Source organism: Companilactobacillus paralimentarius DSM 13238 = JCM 10415 (assembly GCF_001434985.1).
GTDB classification, from domain to species: Bacteria; Bacillota; Bacilli; order Lactobacillales; family Lactobacillaceae; genus Companilactobacillus; species Companilactobacillus paralimentarius.
On sequence record NZ_AZES01000117.1, the window covers coordinates 25,340 to 50,679 of the forward strand.

The following is a 25,340-nucleotide window of genomic DNA, read 5'->3' on the forward strand; positions in this document are numbered from 1 at the left end:
AGCATTAAAAATTAAATGATCGTATCGTTGTAAATGTGTTTTTGAAATTCATCATATTCATTACTAAAGATATCATCGGAATGTTCCATCAACATTGATTTAGGGAAGTAGAATCGTTCATCCCCAGAAATCTTACCTGTCAAGGCATTAACCAAACGACTGATAGTAGATAATTCAATTAATGAACCATCATTTTGCATAATTTCAATCTGAGTTCGACTCTTGTTAGAGTTAGGATTGTAAACATCGTAAGGCAAATCATAACTGGTGTTAGTAGCGGTGTAATACTTCTTTTGGAAACCGACACTTTCAACAATATCAGCTATTTCAGGCAATAAATGTTTAGTCTTTTTATCATATTTGGCTGATTTAAATGGTTTACGGGCTAGAAAACGGTAAGATAAATCCTTGAGGATTTCGTCAGGGTAGCTTTGCCAAAGTGTAAAGTAAGTATTGAGAATGCCATCATCCAAAAGTAAGTAATCGTCAATATTAACTTTGTTTTCGAAGAAAGGAATCAGAAGACTTGGCATTTCAAAACCATTCATGTGGTTATGTTCGTATAAGTCTTTGGCTCTTTGCAGCAATTTAGTTAAGACAACCTCCATACCACGAGAAACAGGATGGAAATAAACTTGTTGATACATTTGGAAACGACTCAAGACATAATCTTCAACCGCATGCATGCCATCATAGTCAAAAGCAATTCCATCTTTATAAGGGCGCATAACTCGTAAGATTCTCGTTAAATCGAACATTCCATATTTGGTACCCGTGAAGTAAGCATCACGTAGTAGATAATCCATACGGTCAGCGTCAATTTGACTAGAGATCATTTGTACAACTTGAGGATTAGGATAAGTATGAGAAATGACACTAGCGACTTTTTCAGGGAAATCATCGGAAACTTGCTTCAAAACATGATTGATCTCAGTTTCTGGTGATGTGATGATCTTTCTAGTCCACATTTCATGATCGGTATCGAAGATATGTTCAAAGGTGTGTGAATAAGGACCATGTCCGACGTCATGTAAAAGAGCAGCGCATAAAGCTACAATTCGTTCATTGTCATCCCAAAGTCCATCTCCAGGAGTTTTGGTAGAATAATTTCTTTGAAAATTATCACAGATTTGGCGAGTTATCTCATAGACACCAATACAATGGCCAAAACGAGAGTGTTCAGCTCCGTGAAAAGTAAATGAAGCTGTACCAAGTTGTTTAACTCGACGAAGTCTTTGAAATTCTTTTGTGTTGATTAAATCTAAAATAACTTTGTGTTGAACATGAATATAATTATGAATTGGATCGCGGAAAACTTTTTCGCGTGGTAACATTTCGATATGGTATGGCATTATTTTTCCCCCAATATTTGTTGATTACGTTTGATTAAATCTTTTAAAGTTGCATTATAGGCTTCTTGATATGGTAGAGAATTTTGAATGATGAAGAATTCCTCTTTATTAATAGTATATTGCTTAGCTATAATAGCTAAAATCTTTTGCTTAGCTTGGTTAATTGAGAGCTCGTGATCTAACAAAGTATCAAGATTTTCCATCGAGTGAATATCTATTTGTGGATAACCATCTTTAAGAGGATAATTACTAATCTCATAGAAATCTTTCATCAACTGACTACGGTCTTTTTGCTGCCCATTGACACTGATATAGGCCATAATGGCTACAGCATTTCCCGCTCTTCGTTGAGAGATACCAGCAAACTTTTTTTGATCAATGCTAAGGTCGTATGTTCCTGGACAATAGGATGTACTGATCTCACCAGTTTTAATTTTGGAAGAAAAACTTTTTTTGAGGACCGTGAACATTTTTTCGTAAGCATCATCGATCAATAAATTATCCTTGTCTGGTAAAAAGATGGAGAAGTTAAGAATACCAGCATCGGTAACTACACCGAGTCCACCTGAATTACGAAGGTAGAAAAGATAATCTTTTTCTGATAACATTTCTAAGCCGCCCTGTAAGTTATTGAGGCGTTTGTCTTGCATACCCAAAATAACAGTTGGTGGTGTAACCCAAAAATGGATTACGGGTTGATTATTTTCGGAAACAAATTTTAAAATAGCTCCAGTATCTGAAAAAGGAACAAGCAGATCTTTGCTAGAGCTTATTTTTTGGTCGTATAATATAATAGTATTGTTCACTTAATCACTTCTTTTAATTAATTAATATAATTTTATCATGTAGAGGCGGTAAGGATTGGAAAATAATAGTATTGATGTAAATGTGAATTTGAGTATTGAAACTTTACAATCAGGCAATCTGACGAAGACAAAGATTTCTGAATCAGGTAAGTTCACTCAAATGGGTAAGTCAATTTATCTAAGATTTAATGAAAGTCTAGAAAATGGTGCAAAGGCATCCATCTTAGTAAAGGTTGGCGGCAACGGTGAAATTCATATCAAACGTGTTGCCAAATCGACTAATTTGTCTTCACTTTTATATTTTACACATCAGAAGCATAATAATGGACAATTGGAAACAGAATATGGTGTTCTACCACTAGATACATTTACCAAAGATTCAAAAGTTGAAATCGTAAGTAAACCACTTTCAGGAAAAATAAACATTGATTATGATTTGATTTACGACAATAATGTAATAGGTAATTATAAGTTTAGATTGATTTTTGGCGTATAGGTAGATATGATTATAAGTAAGACGCTGCGAAAGGACGTGTACACGTTTGAAGTTTGATAAATTCAAGGATCAAAATAAAGACGAACTCTCATTGATTGAGGTTGCATACGAGATTCTTAACGAGAATAACAAGAAAGTTATGAACTTTTCTGATATCGTTAATGAAATACAAGACTACTTAGGCAAGTCGGATGAGGACATCAAGAGATCACTTCCACAATTTTACACAGATTTAAATAACGATGGTAGTTTTCTCTCATTAGGTGAGAATGTATGGGGCTTACGTAAGTGGTATCCATATGATTCAGTTGATGAGGAAGTAAATCATCCTGAGGATAACGGTACAGAAAATGCTCACAAGGCAGCTCAAAAGGTTAATGCCTTCTTGAGTGACGATGATGAAGATGACGATGTTGTCGATTATGAAGATGACAGTGATTTAGATGTTAATGATATGGACGATGACGATGATAGTGATGGTTCAGACAATGGTCCTGACTTATCTAAATTTACTAACTCAGATTTAACATCTGTTGATGATGACGACGATGACCCTCATGATGAAGGATTAGATGACGGTATCGAAGGTCAATTATCTGAATTTGACGCGGACGATGACGACGATGAAGACATCGATCTTGATGACGACGATGATGATGAAGATGACAACGACGACGACGATGACGAAAATTAAGTTTAACTTTTTGAATTAAAAGTTTGACGACTCGAACATATCACGGTATTATATAGTTCGGGCTCTATTAGATAGACAACTTTAAGTTCCCTGTTCATGCTGAATGGGGAACTTTTTTATTTTTGTGAGTTAAGAAATCCCTAGAATTAATATGTGGAGGAAGTTATGACTAAATACATTTTTATTACAGGTGGAGTCGTTTCATCATTAGGTAAGGGAATCGTTGCCGCATCCCTTGGTAGATTACTAAAAAATCGCGGACTTAAGGTAACAATGCAAAAATTTGATCCATACATTAATGTGGACCCAGGAACAATGAGTCCATATCAACACGGTGAAGTTTTTGTTACAAACGATGGTACAGAAACTGACCTCGATCTTGGACATTATGAAAGATTTATCGATAATGATTTGAACAAGTATTCAAATGTTACTACAGGTAAGATTTATTCAGAAGTTATTCGTCGCGAACGTCGTGGTGATTATAACGGTGCAACTGTTCAAGTTATTCCACATATTACAGATATGATCAAACAAAAAATTATGCGTGCTGCAACTACAACAGATTCAGACGTTATTATTACTGAAGTTGGTGGTACTGTTGGTGATATTGAATCACAACCATACCTAGAAGCATTGCGTCAAATGAAGGCCGAAGTTGGTTCAGAAAACGTTGTTTATATTCATACATCACTAGTACCTTACTTGAAGGCAGCTGGCGAAATGAAGACAAAGCCAACACAACACAGTGTTAAGGAATTACGTGGTATCGGTATTCAACCTAACATCTTGGTTGTCAGAACTGAACTTCCAATGCCACAAAGCATGAAAGATAAAATTGCGTCATTCTGTGATGTTGATCCTGAAGCAGTTATCGAATCACGTGATGCTAAGTCATTGTATGATGTTCCATTGAACCTACAAGCTCAAAACTTTGATGATATTGTATGTCGTTACTTGCACTTAGATACAAAACCAGCTGATATGACAGATTGGCATAAGTTGGTTGACCGTGTTAACAACTTGAAGCATAAGACAAAGATCACTCTAGTTGGTAAATATACAAAATTACAAGATGCTTACATTTCTGTTACTGAAGCACTTCGTTCTGCTGGATATGTTTATAATACAGAGATAGAGATCGAAAAGATTTCAGCTGACCTTATCAATGATGACAATGTAGCCGATTATCTTAAGGATTCTGATGGTATTCTAGTACCAGGTGGTTTTGGTAGTCGTGGCCTTGAAGGTATGATTGCTGCTATTAAGTATGCTCGTGAAAATGATGTTCCATATCTTGGACTATGTTTAGGTATGCAAATGGCAAGTATTGAATTTGCTAGAGATGTTGCTGGTATCAAAGATGCTACAACTGGTGAAGTTGATCCAGATGCAGCAAACAAGATCATCGATATCATGGCAGACAAGAAAGATGTTGAAGACCGTGGTGGTACATTACGTTTAGGTGCTTATCCATGTAAATTAAAACCAGGTTCAAAGACAGCAGCCGCATACGACAATCAATCAGTTATTCAAGAAAGACATCGTCACAGATATGAATTTAACAATGAATATCGTAAACAATTTGAAGATCTTGGATTAGTATTCTCAGGTGTTTCACCAGATAACCACTTGGTTGAAGTTATCGAAATTCCTGAAAATAAGTTCTTCATTGCTGCTCAATATCATCCAGAATTCTTGTCAAGACCTACTAAGCCAGAAGGCCTATTCAAAGGCTTTATCGGTGCAGCTTCAGGCCTTGAAGAAGACAACATGTAGTCTTCTCTTGAAGTAGTCAAATATAGTTAGGAAAAAGCTTATGCAAAAACTTGTAATCAACGGTGGAAAGAAATTATCAGGTGAAGTAACAATTGGCGGGGCTAAGAATAGTACTGTAGCCTTGATTCCAGCTGCTATTTTGTCTAATACACCTGTAGTGTTAGATTCAGTACCACAAATTAGAGATGTAAAAAATTTGCGTTCAATTTTAAAAGATATGAACGTTACTTCTGAAATGAATAATGATGTATTAAAAATTGATCCAACTAAAATCCAATTTGCTGAATTGCCTAGTGGAAAAGTTAGTAGTTTGCGAGCTTCATATTACTTTATGGGAGCAATGCTAGGCCGTTTTGGTAAAGCTGTTGTTGGTTTCCCAGGTGGGGATGACATTGGACCACGTCCAATTGATCAACACATTAAAGGATTTGAAGCACTAGGTGCACACGTTGAGAACAGACACGGGCAAATCATTATTACAGCTCCTGAAGAAGGCCTTAAAGGAGCAAAAATCTTTTTAGATATGGTTTCAGTTGGTGCAACAATTAATGTAATTCTGGCTGCTGTTAAAGCTAAAGGAACAACTATAATTGAAAATGCTGCTAAGGAACCTGAGATCATCGATCTAGCAACATTCTTGAACAATATGGGGGCAACTATTCGTGGTGTCGGTACTGAAACAATTCGTATCGAAGGTGTTGATACCTTATGTTCAAATAATGCTCATACTATTATTCCAGATCGTATTGAAGCAGGAACTTATCTTAGTTTAGCTGCAGCTAATGGTGGAGATATTTTGGTAAAGAATATCATCAGTGAACATTTAGATGCCTTTTTAGCTAAATTAGATGAGATGGGTGTGAATCTTGAAGTTGGCGAAGATAGTATCTATGTGAAACCATCTCCCAACTTAAAAGCTGTTAACATTAAAACAATGCCATATCCTGGTTTTGCTACAGATTTACAACAACCAATTACACCATTACTGATGAAAGCCAGTGGCGAAGCAATGATTGTTGATACCATCTATCCCAAACGAGTAAAGCATATTTCTCAATTGATTAAGATGGGTGCTAATATCACAAGTGAAAATGATTTGATTTTTGTTCATGGCGGAGCTCAATTAAAGGGTGCTAATGTGAGTGCCGATGAGATCAGAGCTGGAGCTTGCTTGATGATTGCTGGATTATTGGCTGATGGTCAAACAGTTATTAGCCATGCTGAAAACATTTTACGTGGTTATGATCAAGTTGTTTGGAAATTACATTGTTTAAATGCTGATGTTAAGCTGATTGGTGAAGATGATTTAGTTTAGTCTTGACTTTAGGATTATAAATTGTTAGATTAAGTGATAGTTTAATACAAGAGAGGAAGTGCGCCGTTGAGAAAATAAGCTAGAGTTCAAAATTATACAAGTATAGAAATATATGGTGTGTAGTTTTGCTCGGCTTAAATTCTCAACAGTGCTTCCCAAAAGTAAATTAGGGAACGCTGTTTAGCGTTCTCTTTTTTTGTCGAAAAAAATGAACAAACCAAGTCGATCTGACCCACACCTTAAGTGGGGTGTTGTTTTATGGGAACAATTCAAATAGAAAATGTCAGTTTTAAATATGATCAAATGGTGGATAATTTATTCAATGCTTTAAATCTAAAGATTGATGAGAGCTGGAAATTGGGTTTAATCGGACGTAATGGTCGTGGAAAAACAACTTTGATGAAAATGTTGTTAGGACAGTTACAGTATCAAGGCCAAATCATTTCCAATTTAAATTTTTATTATTATCCACAGACGGTTGTTGATAAAGATGTGCCAACCGTTGAAGTTGTTAAGAATTTAGCACATTTAGAGGATTACGATCTTTGGAAAATTGAAATTGAGTTAGAGAAATTGAAAGTTGATGTAGATGTTTTGCAACAGGAGTTTTCAACCTTGAGTCCAGGTGAACGAACCAAAGTATTGTTAGCAATCTTGTTTATTGATGAATCAGGATTTCAATTAATTGATGAACCAACCAATCATTTAGACATTGAGGGTAGAAAGATTGTTTCAGATTATCTCAAAAGTAAGAAGGGCTTTATTGTGATTAGTCATGATAAGAGCTTCTTAAATCCAGTAATTGATCATGTCATTTCAATTGATCGTAGTGATGTAGTGGTGTACAAAGGAAATTTTGATACCTGGCAAGAACAAAAAGAACGTCAAGATCAGTCGGAGTTAGCCGAAAAGGAGCAATTGAAGAAAGATATTAATCGTCTTCATGAAACAGCGGTTAAACGTGAGAACTGGTCCAGACAAACTGAATCACAAAAAAATAGAAAACATTACACAGAAAAAGTTCATTTGGATAAGGGCTTCATTGGTACCAAGGCGGCTAAGATGATGAAAAAAGCTAAAACAGCTGAACGTCGGGTCAACTCAGCTATTGATGAGAAGAAAACTTTGCTGAAAAATATTGAAATAGAAGCGCCTATCGAACTAAATTACGAAAAATTATCGCATCCTGACGTATTCGTACAGGTAGAAAATTTAAGATTACAACATGAAAATATTGTGACGCCAACAGTCGACTTCAAAGTTAAACGAGATCAAGTAGTGTCATTGATTGGACCTAACGGAATCGGCAAGACAACTATCTTTAAACAGATTCTAGGTTTGTCACAGCCTTTTGAACAGACTGGACAGATTCATGTTGCCAATAATTTAAAAATTTCTTACCTGCGTCAAGACAATGAACTACAAGGTACTATCAGACAATTGGCAGAACAAAAACAAATCGAACCAGAATTAACCTTTTCTAATTTACGTAAATTAGGTTTTGAACGCTATCTCTTTGAACAACCGATTGAACAGATGAGTCAAGGTCAACGTCGAAAGGTTGCACTGGCAGTGAGTTTGTCAGAAGAGGCTAACCTTTATTTCTGGGACGAACCGTTAAATTATTTAGACGTAATTACTCGTCAGCAAATTATTGAGGCAATAAAAAAACAACATCCAACGATGTTGTTAATCGATCATGATCAAGATTTAATTGATTCGGTTTCTAGTGCCAAGGTTTACTTACATTATTAGAATGGTATTGAATAATTGTGTAACTCATGATATTATTAGACACTGTTAGTAATTTAATCTATATTTCTGTAAAAGATTTATGGCAAAGGAGCGACATAGAATGAAACAAGGAATTCACCCAGATTACCATCAAGTTGTCTTTATGGACTCATCAACAGGTAAGAAATTCTTAGCTGGTTCAACTGTTGAATCAAAAGAAACAACTGATTACGAAGGTAACGAATATCCATTAATTCGTGTTGAAATCTCATCAGATTCACATCCTTTCTACACTGGTAAACAAAAGTTTGCTCAAGCAGATGGACGTATCGACCGTTTCAACAAGAAATATGGCTTGTCAAACAAGTAAAAAAAGTCATCCGAATGGATGGCTTATTTTTTTGCAAAGCTTTATATTTTGACTTTGCTTTTCTTTGATTTCAAGTGTGTGTAGACCCAAATGAAGTTGATCAAAGCTAAACCACTGGTACTGATAAAGACAGCGGAATAACTTAAAGCACTGGTAATATAAGAACCTAAGAGTGGTCCACAGACATTACCAACTGATTGGAATGACTGATTATATCCGAAGATTCTACCAGTGTATTTTGGATCGGTATATTTGGCCAGAATTGTCTGAACTTGAGGAACTAAGCAGGCATCAGAAACACCAACTAAGAATCTCAAAGCAGCCAACTGCCAAACGTTAGTGACAAAGGCTTGTGGAATATAAACCAAGATGGCGAAGATTAATCCACCAACTAAGATTTTTCCCGTTCCAATTTTGTCACCTAAAGCACCAAATCTAGGTGCAGCAATAATATTAGCAATACCAGGCATCGCTGCGACAACTCCAGCAACTAATGTGACCTGACTAGAATTGTGCATTAACTGTTTAACGTACAAACTAATGATCGGATTGATTGAGTTGTTAGAAGTCTGAATGATCATGGTTGTAACAAACATTGCCAAGATGAGATTAGGATTTTTCAACTTGTGGAAAATTTCTTTAGTTGATTCCTCTTCACCTTTGGGAATTGGTTTGAAATCTTCCTTGATGAAGACAGTAACCAAGATGAAAGCAATGAAAAGTAGAGAACCAGTTATCATAAAGGGAATTCGATAACCAAAATATTGTGCAATTACACCGCCGACCAGTGGTCCTAATAAAGTACCGGAGATAACACCGGTGTTTAAGGTACCCAAGGCTTTTCCACTTTCAGATCTAGGAGCTGTTGAAGCAATTAACGTATTGGAGTTACTAACGAATCCAGAAAAGACACCTTGAAGGAGTCTTAAAACAACTAATTGCCAAGGAGCAGTTACGAAGGCCTGTAGGAAAATAACAATCGCCATACCAAGTGAAGCTCGAATCAGCATTAGTTTTCGACCTCGACGGTCAGCAATCTTACCCCAAATAGGAGAAATGATTGCCATGACTAAAAACGTCGATGAAAAGGCAATACCATTCCAGATCACAAGTTGACTTTTTGTGAAATTACCTAACTGGTTAATGTATAATGGCATAAAAGGTGTAATCATACTAAAGCCAATACCTGATACAAAAGTACTAAACCATAAAACTATTAGATTCTTTTTCCAATAATTATTCGGTTCGGGAGTATCACTTGTACTAGATGTCATATACATCAAATCCTTTCTAAGTATCTTAGTATACTCTTTTTTTGTTTATATCTTATAAAATTATTTTTTCAAATTAAGGAAGTTTTTCTATGAAGATGAAGTTAAGGGAAGTTTACTCTGTATTAAAAATTGAAAGTGGCGAAGTTGAAGATGTTGAAATAACGGGTGTTTGTTTTGACAGTCGGAAAGCTAAAGCAGGTGACTTATTCTTTCCATTGCAAGGGGAACGCGATGGGCATGAGTTTATTAATAGTGCAATTAAGAATGGCATTAGTGCTACTATTTGGCAAAGTGATCATGATATTCCTAATAACGAAGTACCTTATGTTGTTGTAAAAAACGTTTCAGAGGCTTTTGAAACTTTAGCTAAATATTACTTGAAGAAAGTAAACCCTAAAGTTGTTGCTGTGACTGGTAGTAACGGTAAAACAACGACTAAGGATATGATTGCTAAGATCCTTAGTACAAGCAATAATGTTGCTAAAACACCGCAAAACTTTAATAATGAAATTGGTGTGCCCTATACAATTTTGAATATGCCAACTAATACTGAGGTTTTAGTTGTCGAAATGGGAATGGATCGTCCTGGTCAAATTGATCATTTGAGCGATATTGCTAACCCTGATATTTCCGTTATTACAATGATTGGTGAAGCGCACATTGAGTTTTTTGGTACTAGAGATAAAATTGCTGATGCAAAAATGGAAATCGTCGATCACCTTAATGAAGATGGAACCTTTGTTTACAATGGGGATGAACCACTGCTGCTAGAACGTGCTGAAAAAGTTAGTCAAAGACAAGCAACTTTTGGTAGTCATGACAACAATGATTTGTACGCAACGGAAATTAATCCGGGTAAGACGACAACTAGTTTTAAAACTAATTTGTGGCCTGAATTAGATTTTGAAATTCCAATGATGGGTGAATACAATGTCAATAATGCCTTGGCTGCAATGCTAGTAGGTAAAATGTCTCATATTAAACCGGAAGCTATGCAACAAGCATTGAAAGATTTATTTGTGACAGCTAATCGTACTGAGTGGATGAAGGCCGAAAATGGTGCTGATATTTTGAGCGATGTCTACAATTCTAATCCAACGGCTGCTATCGAAGTACTTAACAGTTTGAAGGACATTAAGACTACAGGTCGTAAATTGATTGTCTTAGGCGATATGCTAGAGTTAGGTCAGGCATCGGAGACACTCCACGAGTCCTTAGCAAGTCATATTAACAAGGAAGATTTTGCCAAAGTTTATCTTGTTGGCGATTATATGAAGTATTTACGCAATAAACTTAGTGCTAAATATGATACAAACGATCTTTTCTGGTTTGAAAAGGATCAGTTAGAAGAATTAACTACAAAATTAAAAGAAGAATTACAGCCCAATGACACGATTTTATTAAAGGGTAGCCATGGAATTCATTTAGAAAACGTTTTACATGAACTAATTTAGTCTTGTCAATTGAGATTGTTCATAAAACATGGTAGAGTAGGTAGATTGTTATTTTATCGTGTTTTAAAAAATGGAGGACATTTGTGAAATTTAAAGAATTAGATTTAGATCCCAGATTACTGAGCGCTATCAATGAAGCCGGTTTCGAAGAAACAACACCCATCCAAGCTCAAACTATTCCACTAGTTATGAGTGGGGCCGACGTAATTGGCCAAGCTCAAACTGGTACAGGAAAGACGGCAGCCTTTGGTTTACCAATTTTAAATGCCGTTGATACTCAATCAAGTAACATTCAAGCATTGATTATCTCTCCAACTAGAGAATTAGCTATTCAAACACAAGAAGAACTTTACCGCTTAGGTAGTGACAAGAAGGTTAAGGTTCAAAGTGTTTATGGTGGATCAGATATTAGAAGACAGATCCGTGCCTTGAAGAATCACCCTCAGATCGTGGTTGGTACTCCCGGAAGAATGCTTGACCACATCAACCGTCACACCTTGAAACTTGGCAACGTTAATACCGTTGTTCTTGATGAAGCTGATGAAATGTTAGATATGGGATTCGTTGAAGATATTGAAAGTATCCTTTCAAACGTACCAAACAAACATCAAACATTGTTATTCTCAGCTACAATGCCAAAACCTATCATGAAAATTGCTGATAAGTTTATGACAGATCCTCAAATCGTTAAGATCAAGTCAAAAGAATTGACTGCTGATAAGATTGATCAATACTTTGTTAAGGCTAAGGAATTTGAAAAATTTGACTTGATGACTCGTTTATTCGATGTTCAAGCACCAGAATTAGCTTTAATCTTTGGTCGTACAAAGCGTCGTGTTGACGAACTTACACGTGGTTTACAAGCTCGTGGTTACAATGCTGAAGGTATTCATGGTGACTTGTCACAGGATAAGAGAACTAGCGTTTTACGTAAGTTTAAAGCTGGTAAGTTAGACTTCTTAGTTGCAACTGATGTTGCTGCTCGTGGATTGGATATTTCTGGTGTATCACATGTTTATAACTATGATATTCCTCAAGATCCTGATAGTTATGTTCACCGTATTGGCCGTACAGGTCGTGCCGGACATTCTGGTGTTTCTGTAACATTCGTTACACCAAATGAAATGGGTTACTTACGTACAATCGAAAACTTAACTAAGAAACGTATGGAACCACTTGCTCAACCTACTGATAAAGAAGTTCTTAAAGGACAATTGGAATCAGTTAAGCAAGATATTAAAGATACTTTGGAACATGACAAACACTTGGATCGTTTCGATTCAGCTGTTCAAGAATTGTTAGCAGATTACTCTGCCGAAGATATTGCTCGTATCTTCTTAAGCGAATCAATCAAGGATGCTGAAAGTGTTCCTGTTAAGATTGCTCCTGAAAGACCACTTCCTTCACGTAAGGTAAGCCATAGTCGTTCAGGTCATGGTCGTCGTGGTAAGTTCAACGGACATCGTGGTGGTGGAGATCACCGTGGTGGCAGTGGTAACAGACGTCGTAATAGTGATCGTCGTGATGGACATCATGATGAAAAAGGTGGCAAGCGCCGCGAACATGACAACAAACGTAATGGTCGTAGCAAAAAGTCATTCAAGATTAGAACAAATCTATAATTAATGAATATATGAATTATAGTTATTGAAAATATAATTATAATGATTAAGCCAGGTAAATTATTTTACTTTGGCTTTTTTTTTACAGTAAAATAGACCTGCCAAGACGGTTGAAACTTGAAAAGTTATCTAAAAATGCTATGATTTAAGCTTAAATCAAACAAATTTTAATTTAATTGCTGATTGGAACTGCAAGAAATTGAAAACTGTGCTTTACTTCAATTGAAAACTTTTCAATTTATTATTAATTAAAAAAATAGATTGCGAGAAAAAAATATGATCAAAGGATTAGGTATAGATATTGCAGAAATTGACCGTGTACGAAAGATTTATGGTCGTCACCCTCGATTTTTAGAGAAAATTTTAAATGAAGATGAGATTGAAGTTTTTAATAACCTCAATACCGAGAAAGCTAAGATGACATACTTAACAGGAAGATTTTCTGTAAAAGAGGCTTTTACCAAAGCTATGGGTACTGGTCTTCGCGGAATTGGATTTCATGACTTAAGTGTTTTGAATCATGAATCTGGTCAACCCTACATTAAAACTGAAATTTTCAAGGGCAATATTCATGTATCAATATCAGATACAGATGAAATAGTAATAACCGAGGTTATTCTAGAGGAGGAGAAATAAAATGTTACCATCAATTCATCGTCCAGCCTATGTTGAAGTGGACTTGTCAAAGTTAAAGAGAAATTTACAAAATGAATTAGAGGCTGTTCCCGAAGGAACAAAAGTTTTTGCTGTTGTAAAAGCCAACGCTTATGGTCATGGTTTGGTTAAAGTCGCTCAATCTGAAATTGAATTTGGAGCATCTGGACTTTGTGTAGCTTCATTAGATGAAGGCCTAGAGATTCGAAATAGTGGCGTTACAGCGCCTATTTTAGTTTTGGGTATAGTTCCCGTGGAATATACTAAAGTAGCCGCACGTGCTGATATTTCGCTGACAGTCGGTAGTTTAGATTGGCTGAGGGTAGCTGTAGAATTGAGAGTTACTAATTTGAAAGTTCATATTGCTGTTGACAGTGGTATGGGTCGAATTGGATTCCAAGATAAGGCTAGTTTGATTGAAGCATGTAACTTTTTAAATGAACACAAAGAATCGTTTATTCCAGAAGGATTGTTCACACACTTCGCAACTGCCGATAGTCCTGATGAAAGTTACTTTGAAAAACAGGTTAAGAATTTCAAAGAAATGTCTAGTGATTTACCAACCAAATTTACTTATGTTCACTGTGCTAATTCTGCCACAGCTTTATGGCATAAAGATTTGGCCGTCAATGTAGTTAGATATGGGTTGGCTTTGTACGGCTTGAATCCATCAGGAACTGATATTACAAAATTACCATATGAGCTAGAACCTGCTTTAAGTTTGTATTCAGAACTCACATTTGTTAAAAAGATCAAAGCTGGACAAAGTGTTGGATACGGAGCTACTTACACTAGCAAGGAAGACGAGTGGATCGGTACAATTCCTCTTGGCTATGCAGATGGTTGGTTGAGAAGAATGCAAGGCTGTGATGTTTTGATCAATGGAGAACGTTGTCAAAGTGTTGGTCGTGTTTGTATGGATCAATTCATGGTTCGTCTACCTAAAGAATTACCGGTTGGTACAAAGGTCACTTTGATTGGTAAGGATGGCAATGAAGAAATTACTGCGACAGATGCAGCTAAGTATGCCGGCACAATCAGTTATGAAATTCTTTGCTGTTTAAGTGAAAGATTACCTCGAGTTTATAAATATTAATTTTGATTAAAAAGTTCTATTTAAGTTAGAATGCAAAAGTGTCTAAATTTTACTGTGTTAAATTATAAAATTTAAGTAATAAATAAAAACGGTCTCTATTAGATATTCTAAGTATCGTGAATATCTAATAGAGACCATTCTTTTAATTTTTTTCTGTGTTATTTAAAAAATTAAACGCAAATAATTGTTATATAAATAAAAATGGTAGTATCCTCTGGTTGAAATTTTAGAAAAGGGAAAGAAGTGTCAACCGTGATTAATGAGGAATGGTATAAGTTTATGCAAAATGGTGAGTATAAGAGGTATCAAATTCTTATCGATCTTAATAAACCCTTTATTGATAGATTTCAGAGAGATTTGATGGAGGAATATCAATTACAGTATTTTAAAAGTCACCCTGTTGATGAAGAATTGAACCGCTATCGGGTTGAACCGGTGTTTAAAATCAAAAGACTATAAAAAATCCGTTCTAGTTGACGTAGTTTAACTAGAACGGACTTTTAGGTTTTGTTTTGGAAATGGTTTTGTTTTAGAAATATTTTTTAGACAAGAACTATAGTGTGTTCTTATCTAGAATCTTACCAGACTTCAAATCATCAATTTCAGAAACTACAAAACTCTTCTTTTCAAGGCGTTTAATAATTTCCTTCAAAGTATCGATATCAGTGCCTGATGGTAAAGTAAATAGAGTTCTTCGTACAACTTCATTTGATTTAGCATCCAAGGTCATACAAGCAGCTACAGAGACATACTTAGCAAAAATTTTTGACATCTTCTCTAGGTCACCACGGTCGCCAGAAGAACTAACAGTCAAAACGTAACTACTAATATCAAGGTTCCAAGCATCTGATAACATGCTGAGAAGTCTTGCATGGGTTAAGATTCCATAAAATAAATTATTTTCATCCAGAACAGCAATGTAAGGCAAATCCTTAATGTTAAAGAATACTTTGAAGAAAGGTGAGTCTACGCTGATTGTTTTAGTAGCGTTCTTCATAAGTGTAGTTACAGGCAAGCTCATATCGCCACCACGAGACTTGTGACGGTAGATGTGCATCTTGTAAATGTTACCCCTAAATATTTGTCCGCTTTCATCCAAAATTGGCACACAACGGAAACCTGAGTCTTCTAGGACTTTTAATGCTTCTTCTAGTGTGACAGTTTCTTTAACTGTCGTAAGCTTGTCCTTTTTTAGTACAAGTGACTTAACTAACATATATATTCACATCCAATCTATCTATAATTGAATTAATAATACAGTAATTCAGAATAAAAAAAAAGCTGAAACAAATTTTTCATTTGTTTCAGTCTTTTTTATGCATGTATTAAGGATTATTGACGACCCTTGATACCTGTAGCTTCGAAGCCATCTTTAAGGATCTTTTCAAGTTCCTTAGCTGATTTCTTCATTTGTGCTGATTCTTCATCATTCAATGGAACTTCGATAATTTGTTTTAGACCTTTACGGTTAACGATAGCAGGTGAACCGATATAGATGTCTGAAACGCCATATTGACCAGTCATCATGTTTGATAATGGAAGAACAGTATTTTCGTCGCTTAGCAAAGCCTTGCAGATTCTTGCAAGAGCAGTACCGATACCGTAGAATGTAGCACCCTTAGTATTGATAATGTCGTAAGCTGCGTTAACAGTCTTCTTGTAAATCTTGTCAAGAGTATCTTTAGTGATTTCTGGGTGGCTTTCCATCCATTCGGCCATTGTAACGCCACCGATTGTTAGATGTGACCATGCAGCGAATTCTGAATCACCGTGTTCACCCATGATGTAACCATGAACTGAACGAGGGTCAAGATCTAATTCTTCACCAACGAATTTTTGTAATCTAGCAGTATCAAGTGATGTACCTGAACCAATTACACGTTCCTTAGGGAAGCCTGAAAGTTTCCAAGTAGCGTATGTCAAGATATCAACTGGGTTAGCAGCAACTACGAAGATACCATTGAATCCTGATTCAACAATAGGATCAACGATTGTCTTCAAGATGTTTAAGTTCTTGTTAACAAGGTCAAGTCTTGTTTCACCTGGTTTTTGTGGAGCGCCGGCTGTGATAACTACGATATCAGCATCCTTAGCATCTGAATATTCACCAGCGTGAATGTTCTTAGGGAATGAGAATGGAATTGCATCTGCAAGGTCCATTGCGTCACCCTTAATCTTGTCTTTAGCGATATCACAGATAACTAGTTCTTGAGCAATACCTTGAAGTGTCATTGCGTAGGCAAATGTTGAACCTACAGCACCGTCACCAACTAGAAGTACTTTTTGGTGGTTCTTTTCGTTTGTTGGAGTTGTCATTATAAAATATCATCCCTTCGAAAATAATATGTTCCTGACCCATTATACAAATAATTAAGGTAAATAAACAAGCCGATTGTGAAAAAAGTGAAAAAATAGTATTTTTGACATGATATAATGTAAGTTCGAAATGAGGTATATTAAATATGAAACTAATTGTTGGCTTAGGAAATCCAGGAAAGAAATACGATCGAACAAAGCATAATATGGGCTTTATGACCATCGATAGATTGATGGATGAATACGGTCAAACACAAATGAAAAAAGATTTTGAAGCTGAGTACTGTAAGTTCAAAGTCGACGGTGAAACAGTTTTTCTAGTTAAACCACTCACATTTATGAATGAATCTGGTCGTGCCGTTAATTTTTTAATGGGATATTACCAAATTAAATCTGAGGAAATGATGGTAATTCAAGATGACCTAGATATGCCTATTGGAAAAGTTAGATTACGGACAAAGGGTTCTGCTGGTGGTCACAATGGTATTAAGAGTATAATCTCAGCTGTGGGTACTAAAGATTTCAAACGAATTAAGATTGGTATACAACATCCTGATCGTCAAACAGTAGTTAACTGGGTGTTAACACCATTCAATAAGGATCAAGAACCAGTGGCTTTATCAGGTATCGATCAAGCAGTCGATATGGTTAAAGATTGGGTTGCAGGCAGTAGTATTGATCAATTAATGAATAAATATAATTAGAAGATTAAAAAGGGGGCAAAAATTGAATTTAATAAATTTCATTACAAATAAGTTGGACTTAGGGGAATTTATTAGTCAAGTTAAGCCTGAAACAAAGAATTTATTGACAGGTTTGACGGGATCAACAATTTCCCTTTTTGCATTGAATACTTTAAGACAATTAAATAAGAAGATTTTGATTGTTGAAAACACTAATTTTCATGCAAATAAGCTATATGACGACTTAAATTTATTGAACAGTGACGCTGTTCACATTTTTCCAGTTGAAGAATCAATCTCAACTGAAATAGCAACCAGTTCACCAGACGAACTGAGTCAACGATTAGATACCTTAAGCTTTTTGGCAGATGATAAACCTGGTATAGTAGTAACTTCAATTGCTGGGTTAGAGTATGAATTGTCAGCAAAAGAGCTCTTTAAGTCTGCCCAATTAAAAATTGAAGTAAATGAAGAATATGATTTAGAAGATTTGAATCAACAATTTGTTCAGATGGGATATGTAAAAGATAAGTTAGTTGCTAAACCAGGTGACTTTGCTATTCGTGGTGATATTGTCGATATTTATCCATTGAATGTTGATAACCCAGTACGAATCGATTTCTTTGGAAATCAAGTTGAAAAAATTAAGTACTTTGATACCGAAACACAACGAAGTATTGAAGAATTAAAAGAAATTCAGATTTTGCCAGCGCAAGATCGAATTGTCACCGATGATCAAGTTGAAACAGGCCTAACCAAGTTACAGAAGAGTTACGACCGTCAATTGAAATCGTCAGATGATAAAGATATTAAGGAAAATTTACAGACAAACTTCGGTCAAACAATTGAAGAATTATCGGAAGGGATTCGTCCAGAGAATATCGGTCGAATTGCTGATTATCTTTTTGAGCATCCCAAGAGTTTATTAGACTATTTAGACTCCAATGATGTCATCATTTTTAATGAATATAATCGTTTGATTGAACAGTCTAATGATAGTCAAGCTGAGAATCAATCTTGGTTGGCTAGTCAATTAGAGTTTGGTAAGGCTTTGCCAGAGCAGAAGATTCGTCAGAGTTTTGCCGATTTGATCAAAGATAACAAGTTGGCCCAAATTTATTTGTCAGCATTTCAACAGGGAATGGGACATATTCGTTTGAACCAATTGCAAAATGTACCAGTTCGAACAATGCAACAATTCTTCAGTCAAATGCCGTTGTTAAAATCGGAAGTTGAACGTTGGCAAAAGCAAAAATATACCGTACTTTTAACTATCAGTAATGAAAAACGGATTGCGGCAATCAATAATACATTGATCGATTTTGGAATTAAAGCGACCTTAACGACACCTGATAAAGTTGTTGAAGATCAGACACAAATTATGAATGCTACATTGAGTTCTGGTTTTGAAATGCCAGAACAAAAATTGGCCGTTATCACTGAAAAAGAACTCTTCAATAAACAACCAAAGAAGAGACGTCACCAAACTCTGGCTAATGCTGAAAGACTGAAGAGTTATAACGAATTAAAGCCAGGCGATTACGTCGTTCACGTTAATCATGGTATTGGTAAGTTTATTGGTATGCAGACGATGGAGGTCGACGGTAAACATCAAGATTATATTACGATTGAATATCGTGACGATGGTCGTCTATTCATTCCAGTTACGCAACTGGATATGGTTCAGAAGTACGTTTCAGCTGAAGGTAAATCGCCTAAGATCAATAAATTAGGTGGTAATGAGTGGCAAAAAACTAAACGTCGAGTTCAGTCTAATATTGAAGATATTGCTGATGACTTGATAGATCTCTACGCTAAACGTGAGGCAGAAAAGGGATTTGCTTTTCCAAAAGATGATTCGATGCAGAATGATTTTGATAATGCCTTTCCATATCCAGAAACACCTGATCAATTGAGATCTGTCGATGAAATTAAACGTGATATGGAAAAACCACATCCAATGGATCGACTTTTGGTTGGGGATGTTGGATTCGGTAAAACCGAAGTAGCGTTGAGAGCAGCCTTCAAAGCTGTTGAAGCAGGTAAACAAGTAGTCTTTTTAGTACCAACGACCTTGTTAGCACAACAACATTATGAAACTATGAAGGAACGCTTTGCGGGGTTCCCGGTGGAAATTGGAATGTTGTCACGTTTCCAAACTCGTAAGCAAAGTAAAGAGATTATTGAAAAATTAGAAGACGGATCGGTTGATATTGTTGTGGGAACACATCGTTTACTTTCGAAGGATGTTAAATTTCACGATATCGGATTGTTGATAATTGATGAGGAACAGCGTTTTGGCGTTAAGCATAAGGAAAAGATTAAACAGTTAAAGAGTAATGTCGATGTTCTAACTTTGACAGCAACACCAATTCCAAGAACTTTGAATATGTCAATGCTGGGTGTGCGTGATCTTTCTTTGATTGAAACGGCCCCTAGTAATCGTTATCCCGTTCAAACCTACGTTATGGAGCAGAATTATCAGGTAATTGCTGGTGCAATTAAACGTGAAATGGCTCGTGGTGGCCAAGTCTTTTACCTGCACAATCGAGTTGAAGATATGGATCAAGTAGCAGATCAATTGCAATCCTTAGTGCCAGATGCCCGAATTGCAACAGCACATGGTCGAATGAATGAGACTCAAATGGAAGGTGTTATTTCCGATTACTTGGCCGGTGATTATGATGTTTTAGTAACGACAACAATTATTGAAACTGGTGTTGATATGCCTAATACCAATACCTTAGTAGTAGAAAATGCTGATCGTTATGGTCTATCGCAGCTTTATCAAATTCGTGGTCGTGTTGGTAGATCGAATCGAGTAGCTTATGCTTACTTGATGTATCGTCCCAATAAGGTTTTGACTGAAGTCGGCGAACAACGTTTGGAAGCTATTAAGAACTTTACTGAATTAGGTTCTGGCTTTAAGATTGCGATGCGAGACTTGTCTATTCGTGGGGCTGGTAATCTATTGGGTAAGCAACAACATGGCTTTATCGATTCAGTTGGTTTTGACTTGTATACGCAGATGTTAAATGATGCGGTTGCCAAGAAACGTGGTCACACTAAGGCTGAGAAGACTAATTCAGAGATCAATTTGGCTTTGGAAGCCTACTTGCCAGAGGATTATATTAGTGATCAACGTCAAAAGGTTGAACTTTACAAACGAATTCGTCAGATTGATTCTTTGGAAAATTACCAAGAGGTTAAATCAGAATTGTTGGATCGCTTTGGCGATTATCCACAGGAAGTTGCTAATCTGTTGGACGTTAGTTTATTGAAGAATTCATTTGATGAAGCTTTAGTTAACAGTGTGGTTATGCGAAATAAGAAGATTACAATTAAATTTTCACAAAAAGCTGGCGATTACTTAACTGGAGATTTAGTCTTTAAGTTCCTAGCTAATACGACAATGAAGGCTAAGGTAAACAATAAAAATGGTGGATTCATGATTACCTTGGATTCAGCAAGTGTTAAAAAGGATGAATGGTTCGATCAATTGAAGGTGTTCGCAGAAAAAATGGCTGACGGCTTTGATAATTTGAAGAAAGAAAAAATAAAAAATTAATATGCAAAAAGAAGTGTCGAGGGCGATTAAGGGGACTTGGATATTAACGATTGCTTCATTGTTCTCAGAACTTTTGAGTGCAATTTATCGGATTCCACTGCAAAACATCGTAGGTGATCGGGGATACTTCATCTACCAACAGGTTTATCCAATTTATGGAATATTCTCTGTACTGGCTTTGTCAGGCTTACCAGTCGTGCTATCGAAGGCATTTGCACAGCAAAAAAACAATGCTGCTAAGAATAATTTATTAAAGAGAACTTTTATGCTCTTAATAATTGCTAGTTGTGTGGTTACAATTCTGTTGTGGATGTCTTCCAGATACTTAGCTTTTTTAATGGGCGATCCTAGACTTTATTTAGAAGTCCGAGCGGTTTCTTTAACTTTCTTATTGATACCTTTTGAGACCAGTTTGAGAGGTTATTTTCAGAGTGATCTGTTGATGACACCCAGTGCTATCTCACAAGTTTCGGAACAATTTTTAAGAATTGTGATTATCATTGGTAGTGCCTTGTTGTTTGGTCACGGAGTGATTGACGTTTATCGTATGGGAACATTGGCTAATGCTGGTGCTTTTATTGGTGGATTACTAGCAGTTGGGCTTTTAATTGTTACCTTTGTAAGAAATAAGAATAACTTTTTGGCGGCTGATCAAGATGATGGCACAATTAAGTTAGAGCATGGTTTAGCTTTAGAGATCGTCTTGATTGTTGTATTTACTGGAATTACCATTTTTTATCAATTTATCGATTCTTTTTCAATGATTCGATTATTGATGCATTCGGGTATTTCGTTAGATCAAGCTGAAATTCAAAAAGGAGTTTTTGATCGAGGCCAACCATTGTTACAGTTGGGTATTGTGATTTCACTTTCGTTTGTTTCAACAATAATGCCACAATTAAGAGAAACTAATCGATTAGAACAGAATAAAAAGACCATTTCTAAAATGGTACGAGTCTGTTTATGGTTATCGGGTGCTGAAACGGCAGGATTAATTGCTTTAATGCCACAAATCAACACGATGCTGTTTACTAATACCAATGGTTCAAGAACTTTGAGCATTTATATGTTTTCAATTATTATTGTTTCCTTTATTAATTTATTAATTGCGGTAACAAGTGGTGATGATGAAAAAAATCTGCACAAACTTGTATTGTTTGGAATGTCTTTGATAGCCAAAGTAGCCTTAAATATTATTCTTGTGCCAAAATTTGGAATTGCTGGAGCTGCTTTAGCAACTGTACTCAGCGAATGCGTAATTTTATTTGGAATCATGACTATATATGGTTTCAATCGAAGTTTCTTATCACTTGATAAGGGCTTTATCAAGGCTTTAATTAAAGCAGGTTTAGTGATGGCAATCATTGTTAAATTAGCAGTTGTGATCCTGTCATCTGGCTTAGTTATGACTAGATCAAAAAGTATTTTGTTGAACGTTATAACGATACCAATCGGCGCATTTGTGTACTTAAAGTTAACCAAGCGTTGGCATATATTGACTAAGGAAGAATGGGAAATCTTACCCATGGGAAAATATATTATAAGATTTATGAAAATAGAGGATAAAAAATGAGATTAGACAAGTATTTAAAAGTTACCAGAATTATTAAGAGAAGAACTGTAGCAAAGGAATTCACTGATAATGGTCGTGCAAGTATTAACGGTCGTGTAGCCAAATCGTCTAGTGATGTATCAATTGGTGATGTGATCGAATTGCATTTTGGTGAAAAAACAATGAAGGTAAAGGTCCTTAATATTAAGGAAACTACCAAAAAGAATGAATCAGAAGATATGTACGAAGAGATTTAGTAAAAATTAGAATTAGATTAAAATTGGCAATTTTATTGTTCAAATAATTGCTTAAACTTGTTATACTCAAGATAATCATTTCTAGGGGAGTAGTGGTATGGAAGTACATAAATTAAATTCCAATGTTTCTGTATTGAAACCTAAACAGTCGCAAATGCCTCCAAAGCCAGGCCCTCATAATTATGCCAAAAAGGTACATCGTCGGCGTATGGCAGTGATTGGTATTGTTTTTGCAATTATTTTGGTTGTATTTGGTGTTCAAATTTTTAACGCACATCGGACTTATGCCAATACAATGGGACAAATTGAAGTTAGTAAGACGAAGTTAAGTAAGCAAAAAGCGATCCAAAGCGATTTGAAACTTGAAGTTGCACAACTTCATGATACGAATTATTTGGAAAAATATATTCGGGAAAAATATATGTACAGTAAACCGGGTGAACAAATTTATAATTTGCCTGGTGATGTTAAGACCACTACGATTCAAAAATAGGGAAAGGAATTATTTTTAATTAGATGACAGTCGAAGTAGGAACTAAAACAGAAGGTAAAGTTACTGGAATTACAAACTTTGGGGCGTTCGTTGACCTTGGAGAAGGACAAAGCGGAATGGTACATATCAGTGAAGTTGCTGATGGTTACGTTAAAGATATTCACGATGTTTTGAGTGTCGGTGATACCGTAAGGGTTTTAGTTCTTAATGAAAAAGATCATAAGATTGCACTTTCAATCAAACAGGCTTCTGACAAGCCTAAGGCAAAGTATCATGCACATCATTCTCATGAACGTAATGAACATAAATCACGTCCACATAAACCTGAAAGTTTTGATGATATGATGTCAGGCTTTATGAAGGAAAGTGAAGAACGTTTAAGTACTATTAAAAAGAACACAGAAGGAAAACGTGGTGGTCGTGGGGGCCGCCGCAGCTAATAAATATTAGGTTGAGACATTGTCTCAACCTTTTTAGTTTCAGGGATTTGGAGAAAAAATGGAGTTAGATAATAGAATAATAAATACTGTTAAGAGTGTTTTGAAGAAGTACCACACTAAAAGAATTTTAGTAGCTGTTTCTGGTGGTGTTGACTCAATGGTTCTGTTGAATGTGATTGGTGAGATTCTACCTAAGGAATCTTTTGGTGTTGTTAATGTTGATCATGATCTACGTCCGGAAAGTGCTAAAGAAGTTGAATTTGTTCAAAATTTTTGTGTAGATAACGGATATCAATTTTTTACGACTAAATGGTTGAATAAGCCACAAGACGATATTGGAATGGAAGCAGCTGCTCGGTCTTTTAGATACGACTTTTTCAAAAAAATTATGCAGGATAATGATTTTGATACGTTACTGACAGCACACCATGCCAACGATTTGGCTGAAAATATTTTAATGAAATTGATCCGTTCAGGTAATGCCTACGAAGTTGTTAGTTTGAAGGAACAACGTCCGTTTGCCGGTGGTCAAATTGTGCGACCATTATTAAAATTTGCTAAATCAGATATCACAGTTTTTGCGGATATCCATGATATTCATCATGTTCAAGACGAAACTAATTTTGATAATATAACTATGCGTAATCGTTTGCGTAATAATATTTTTCCAAAGTTACAAAAGGAGAACGGTCAATTACTTGCACATTTTGCTTTCTTTGAACAACAAATTATGGCATTGCTGGATTTAGCTCAAAGGGAGTTCGCTCGAATTGAAGATTCAATGAAGTTAGTGAGGACACCTGAAAAAATAACGGGGTTGATAGAACCGGTCAAAATTTTAAATTCGGAACAACAGACACTGTTTTGGGGTAGTTTTTTTACCAAAAATAGTTTGGGCATTTCAATTAGTAATCGTCAAATTGAACAGATCATTGAAATTATTTTGGGTGATCATGCCAATGCTTCAATTGATTTGGCAGATTCATGGCGGTTTATTAAAAGCTATGATCATTTCTTGATCCAACGAGTACAAGATCAGAATTTACAAGTAGCTTCTATTGAGATAGGTCAAACTCAGGTAATTAATCATAGAAAATTCAGCCTTTTAGAAAACGAGCAAGATTTTACACTAACCGTGGAGAATACTCCGCATGAAATAAGCTTACGGACTCGCAGAGATGGCGATAAATTACTCTTGTCAAATGGTCAACATCAAAAGTTGAGTAAGAGATTTATAAATGAAAAGATACCTGAATATGAACGTGATAATTATTTAATTTTATTATTTGATAATCAGATAGTATGGGTTGAAAAAATTTATAATATGAGTGATTATTTAAAAAAAGGCAATAAGCATTACAAAATAAAACTTGATTGAGGTAAAA

23 protein-coding genes are annotated in these 25,340 nt (G+C 35.7%); 18 read left to right on the forward strand and 5 right to left on the reverse strand.

The window, feature by feature from the left end; genetic code table 11:
• Positions 1-11 precede the first annotated feature (11 nt).
• Together FD33_RS09750 and FD33_RS09755 are read right to left on the reverse strand one after the other, a co-directional pair.
• Entirely contained in the window at positions 12-1,352 is a 1,341-nt protein-coding gene (locus tag FD33_RS09750; RefSeq protein WP_025084377.1) for an HD domain-containing protein, read from the reverse strand.
• A complete protein-coding gene (locus FD33_RS09755; RefSeq protein ID WP_025084378.1) occupies positions 1,352-2,158 on the reverse strand; it encodes a lipoate--protein ligase family protein in 807 nt (268 codons plus the stop codon). Before FD33_RS09755 ends, FD33_RS09750 begins: the two co-directional genes overlap by 1 nt.
• Before the next feature lie 55 nt (positions 2,159-2,213).
• Here FD33_RS09755 and FD33_RS09760 point away from each other — a divergent pair, with 55 nt between their 5' ends.
• From FD33_RS09760 to FD33_RS09785, 6 genes are all read left to right on the forward strand, one after another.
• The gene (locus FD33_RS09760) at positions 2,214-2,654 is read left to right on the forward strand and encodes a YwiB family protein (protein ID WP_025084379.1); all 441 of its coding nucleotides are present in this window, start codon (positions 2,214-2,216) and stop codon (positions 2,652-2,654) included.
• Positions 2,655-2,700: 46 nt separating this feature from the next.
• Positions 2,701-3,348: a DNA-directed RNA polymerase subunit delta gene (gene rpoE, locus FD33_RS09765; protein WP_025084380.1), complete on the forward strand. Its 648-nt coding sequence runs from the start codon at positions 2,701-2,703 to the stop codon at positions 3,346-3,348.
• A 165-nt stretch (positions 3,349-3,513) separates the two neighbouring features.
• Positions 3,514-5,127: a CTP synthase gene (locus FD33_RS09770; RefSeq protein WP_025084381.1), complete on the forward strand. Its 1,614-nt coding sequence runs from the start codon at positions 3,514-3,516 to the stop codon at positions 5,125-5,127.
• A 40-nt stretch (positions 5,128-5,167) separates the two neighbouring features.
• A complete protein-coding gene (locus tag FD33_RS09775; RefSeq protein WP_025084382.1) occupies positions 5,168-6,442 on the forward strand; it encodes a UDP-N-acetylglucosamine 1-carboxyvinyltransferase in 1,275 nt (424 codons plus the stop codon).
• Between the two features lie 258 nt (positions 6,443-6,700).
• On the forward strand, positions 6,701-8,197 hold the full coding sequence (gene abc-f / locus FD33_RS09780; protein ID WP_025084383.1) for a ribosomal protection-like ABC-F family protein: 1,497 nt from the start codon (positions 6,701-6,703) through the stop codon (positions 8,195-8,197).
• Positions 8,198-8,297: 100 nt separating this feature from the next.
• Positions 8,298-8,546: a type B 50S ribosomal protein L31 gene (locus FD33_RS09785; RefSeq protein WP_025084384.1), complete on the forward strand. Its 249-nt coding sequence runs from the start codon at positions 8,298-8,300 to the stop codon at positions 8,544-8,546.
• Positions 8,547-8,587: 41 nt separating this feature from the next.
• On the opposite strand, the gene FD33_RS09790 is transcribed toward FD33_RS09785, so the two are convergent.
• Positions 8,588-9,820 carry a multidrug efflux MFS transporter gene (locus FD33_RS09790; RefSeq protein WP_025084385.1) on the reverse strand — a complete coding sequence of 411 codons (1,233 nt, stop codon included), beginning with the start codon at positions 9,818-9,820 and terminating at the stop codon, positions 8,588-8,590.
• Positions 9,821-9,909: 89 nt separating this feature from the next.
• On the opposite strand from FD33_RS09790, the gene FD33_RS09795 reads away from it, so the two are divergent.
• From FD33_RS09795 to FD33_RS09815, 5 genes are all read left to right on the forward strand, one after another.
• Complete coding sequence (locus FD33_RS09795) at positions 9,910-11,274, forward strand: UDP-N-acetylmuramoyl-tripeptide--D-alanyl-D-alanine ligase (protein ID WP_025084386.1); 1,365 nt, start codon at positions 9,910-9,912, stop codon at positions 11,272-11,274.
• Between the two features lie 83 nt (positions 11,275-11,357).
• The gene (locus FD33_RS09800; protein WP_025084387.1) at positions 11,358-12,896 is read left to right on the forward strand and encodes a DEAD/DEAH box helicase; all 1,539 of its coding nucleotides are present in this window, start codon (positions 11,358-11,360) and stop codon (positions 12,894-12,896) included.
• 276 nt (positions 12,897-13,172) lie between these two features.
• On the forward strand, positions 13,173-13,532 hold the full coding sequence (acpS, locus tag FD33_RS09805) for a holo-ACP synthase (protein ID WP_025084388.1): 360 nt from the start codon (positions 13,173-13,175) through the stop codon (positions 13,530-13,532).
• A gap of 1 nt (position 13,533) precedes the next feature.
• The gene (gene alr, locus FD33_RS09810) at positions 13,534-14,646 is read left to right on the forward strand and encodes an alanine racemase (protein ID WP_025084389.1); all 1,113 of its coding nucleotides are present in this window, start codon (positions 13,534-13,536) and stop codon (positions 14,644-14,646) included.
• A 243-nt stretch (positions 14,647-14,889) separates the two neighbouring features.
• Positions 14,890-15,105, forward strand: coding sequence for a hypothetical protein (locus FD33_RS09815; RefSeq protein ID WP_148299139.1), 216 nt, complete (start codon positions 14,890-14,892; stop codon positions 15,103-15,105).
• A 94-nt stretch (positions 15,106-15,199) separates the two neighbouring features.
• On the opposite strand, the gene cbpA is transcribed toward FD33_RS09815, so the two are convergent.
• Positions 15,200-15,862, reverse strand: a complete 663-nt coding sequence (cbpA, locus tag FD33_RS09820; RefSeq protein WP_025084391.1) for a cyclic di-AMP binding protein CbpA — start codon at positions 15,860-15,862, stop codon at positions 15,200-15,202.
• Between the two features lie 116 nt (positions 15,863-15,978).
• The gene (locus FD33_RS09825; RefSeq protein ID WP_025084392.1) at positions 15,979-16,962 is read right to left on the reverse strand and encodes an L-lactate dehydrogenase; all 984 of its coding nucleotides are present in this window, start codon (positions 16,960-16,962) and stop codon (positions 15,979-15,981) included.
• A gap of 146 nt (positions 16,963-17,108) precedes the next feature.
• Between FD33_RS09825 and pth the strand changes: the two genes are divergently transcribed.
• From pth to tilS, 7 genes are all read left to right on the forward strand, one after another.
• Positions 17,109-17,666 carry an aminoacyl-tRNA hydrolase gene (gene pth / locus FD33_RS09830; protein WP_025084393.1) on the forward strand — a complete coding sequence of 186 codons (558 nt, stop codon included), beginning with the start codon at positions 17,109-17,111 and terminating at the stop codon, positions 17,664-17,666.
• Between the two features lie 22 nt (positions 17,667-17,688).
• Positions 17,689-21,213 (forward strand): transcription-repair coupling factor, encoded by a 3,525-nt coding sequence (mfd, locus tag FD33_RS09835; protein ID WP_056955944.1) that lies wholly within the window; start codon positions 17,689-17,691, stop codon positions 21,211-21,213.
• Between the two features lies 1 nt (position 21,214).
• Positions 21,215-22,786: a putative polysaccharide biosynthesis protein gene (locus tag FD33_RS09840; protein ID WP_081784474.1), complete on the forward strand. Its 1,572-nt coding sequence runs from the start codon at positions 21,215-21,217 to the stop codon at positions 22,784-22,786.
• On the forward strand, positions 22,783-23,022 hold the full coding sequence (locus tag FD33_RS09845) for an RNA-binding S4 domain-containing protein (RefSeq protein ID WP_025084395.1): 240 nt from the start codon (positions 22,783-22,785) through the stop codon (positions 23,020-23,022). Before FD33_RS09840 ends, FD33_RS09845 begins: the two co-directional genes overlap by 4 nt.
• A 97-nt stretch (positions 23,023-23,119) precedes the next feature.
• Positions 23,120-23,515: an FtsB family cell division protein gene (locus FD33_RS09850; protein WP_025084396.1), complete on the forward strand. Its 396-nt coding sequence runs from the start codon at positions 23,120-23,122 to the stop codon at positions 23,513-23,515.
• 23 nt (positions 23,516-23,538) lie between these two features.
• Complete coding sequence (locus FD33_RS09855; protein WP_025084397.1) at positions 23,539-23,955, forward strand: S1 domain-containing RNA-binding protein; 417 nt, start codon at positions 23,539-23,541, stop codon at positions 23,953-23,955.
• 58 nt (positions 23,956-24,013) lie between these two features.
• On the forward strand, positions 24,014-25,333 hold the full coding sequence (gene tilS, locus FD33_RS09860; protein WP_025084398.1) for a tRNA lysidine(34) synthetase TilS: 1,320 nt from the start codon (positions 24,014-24,016) through the stop codon (positions 25,331-25,333).
• Positions 25,334-25,340 lie beyond the last annotated feature (7 nt).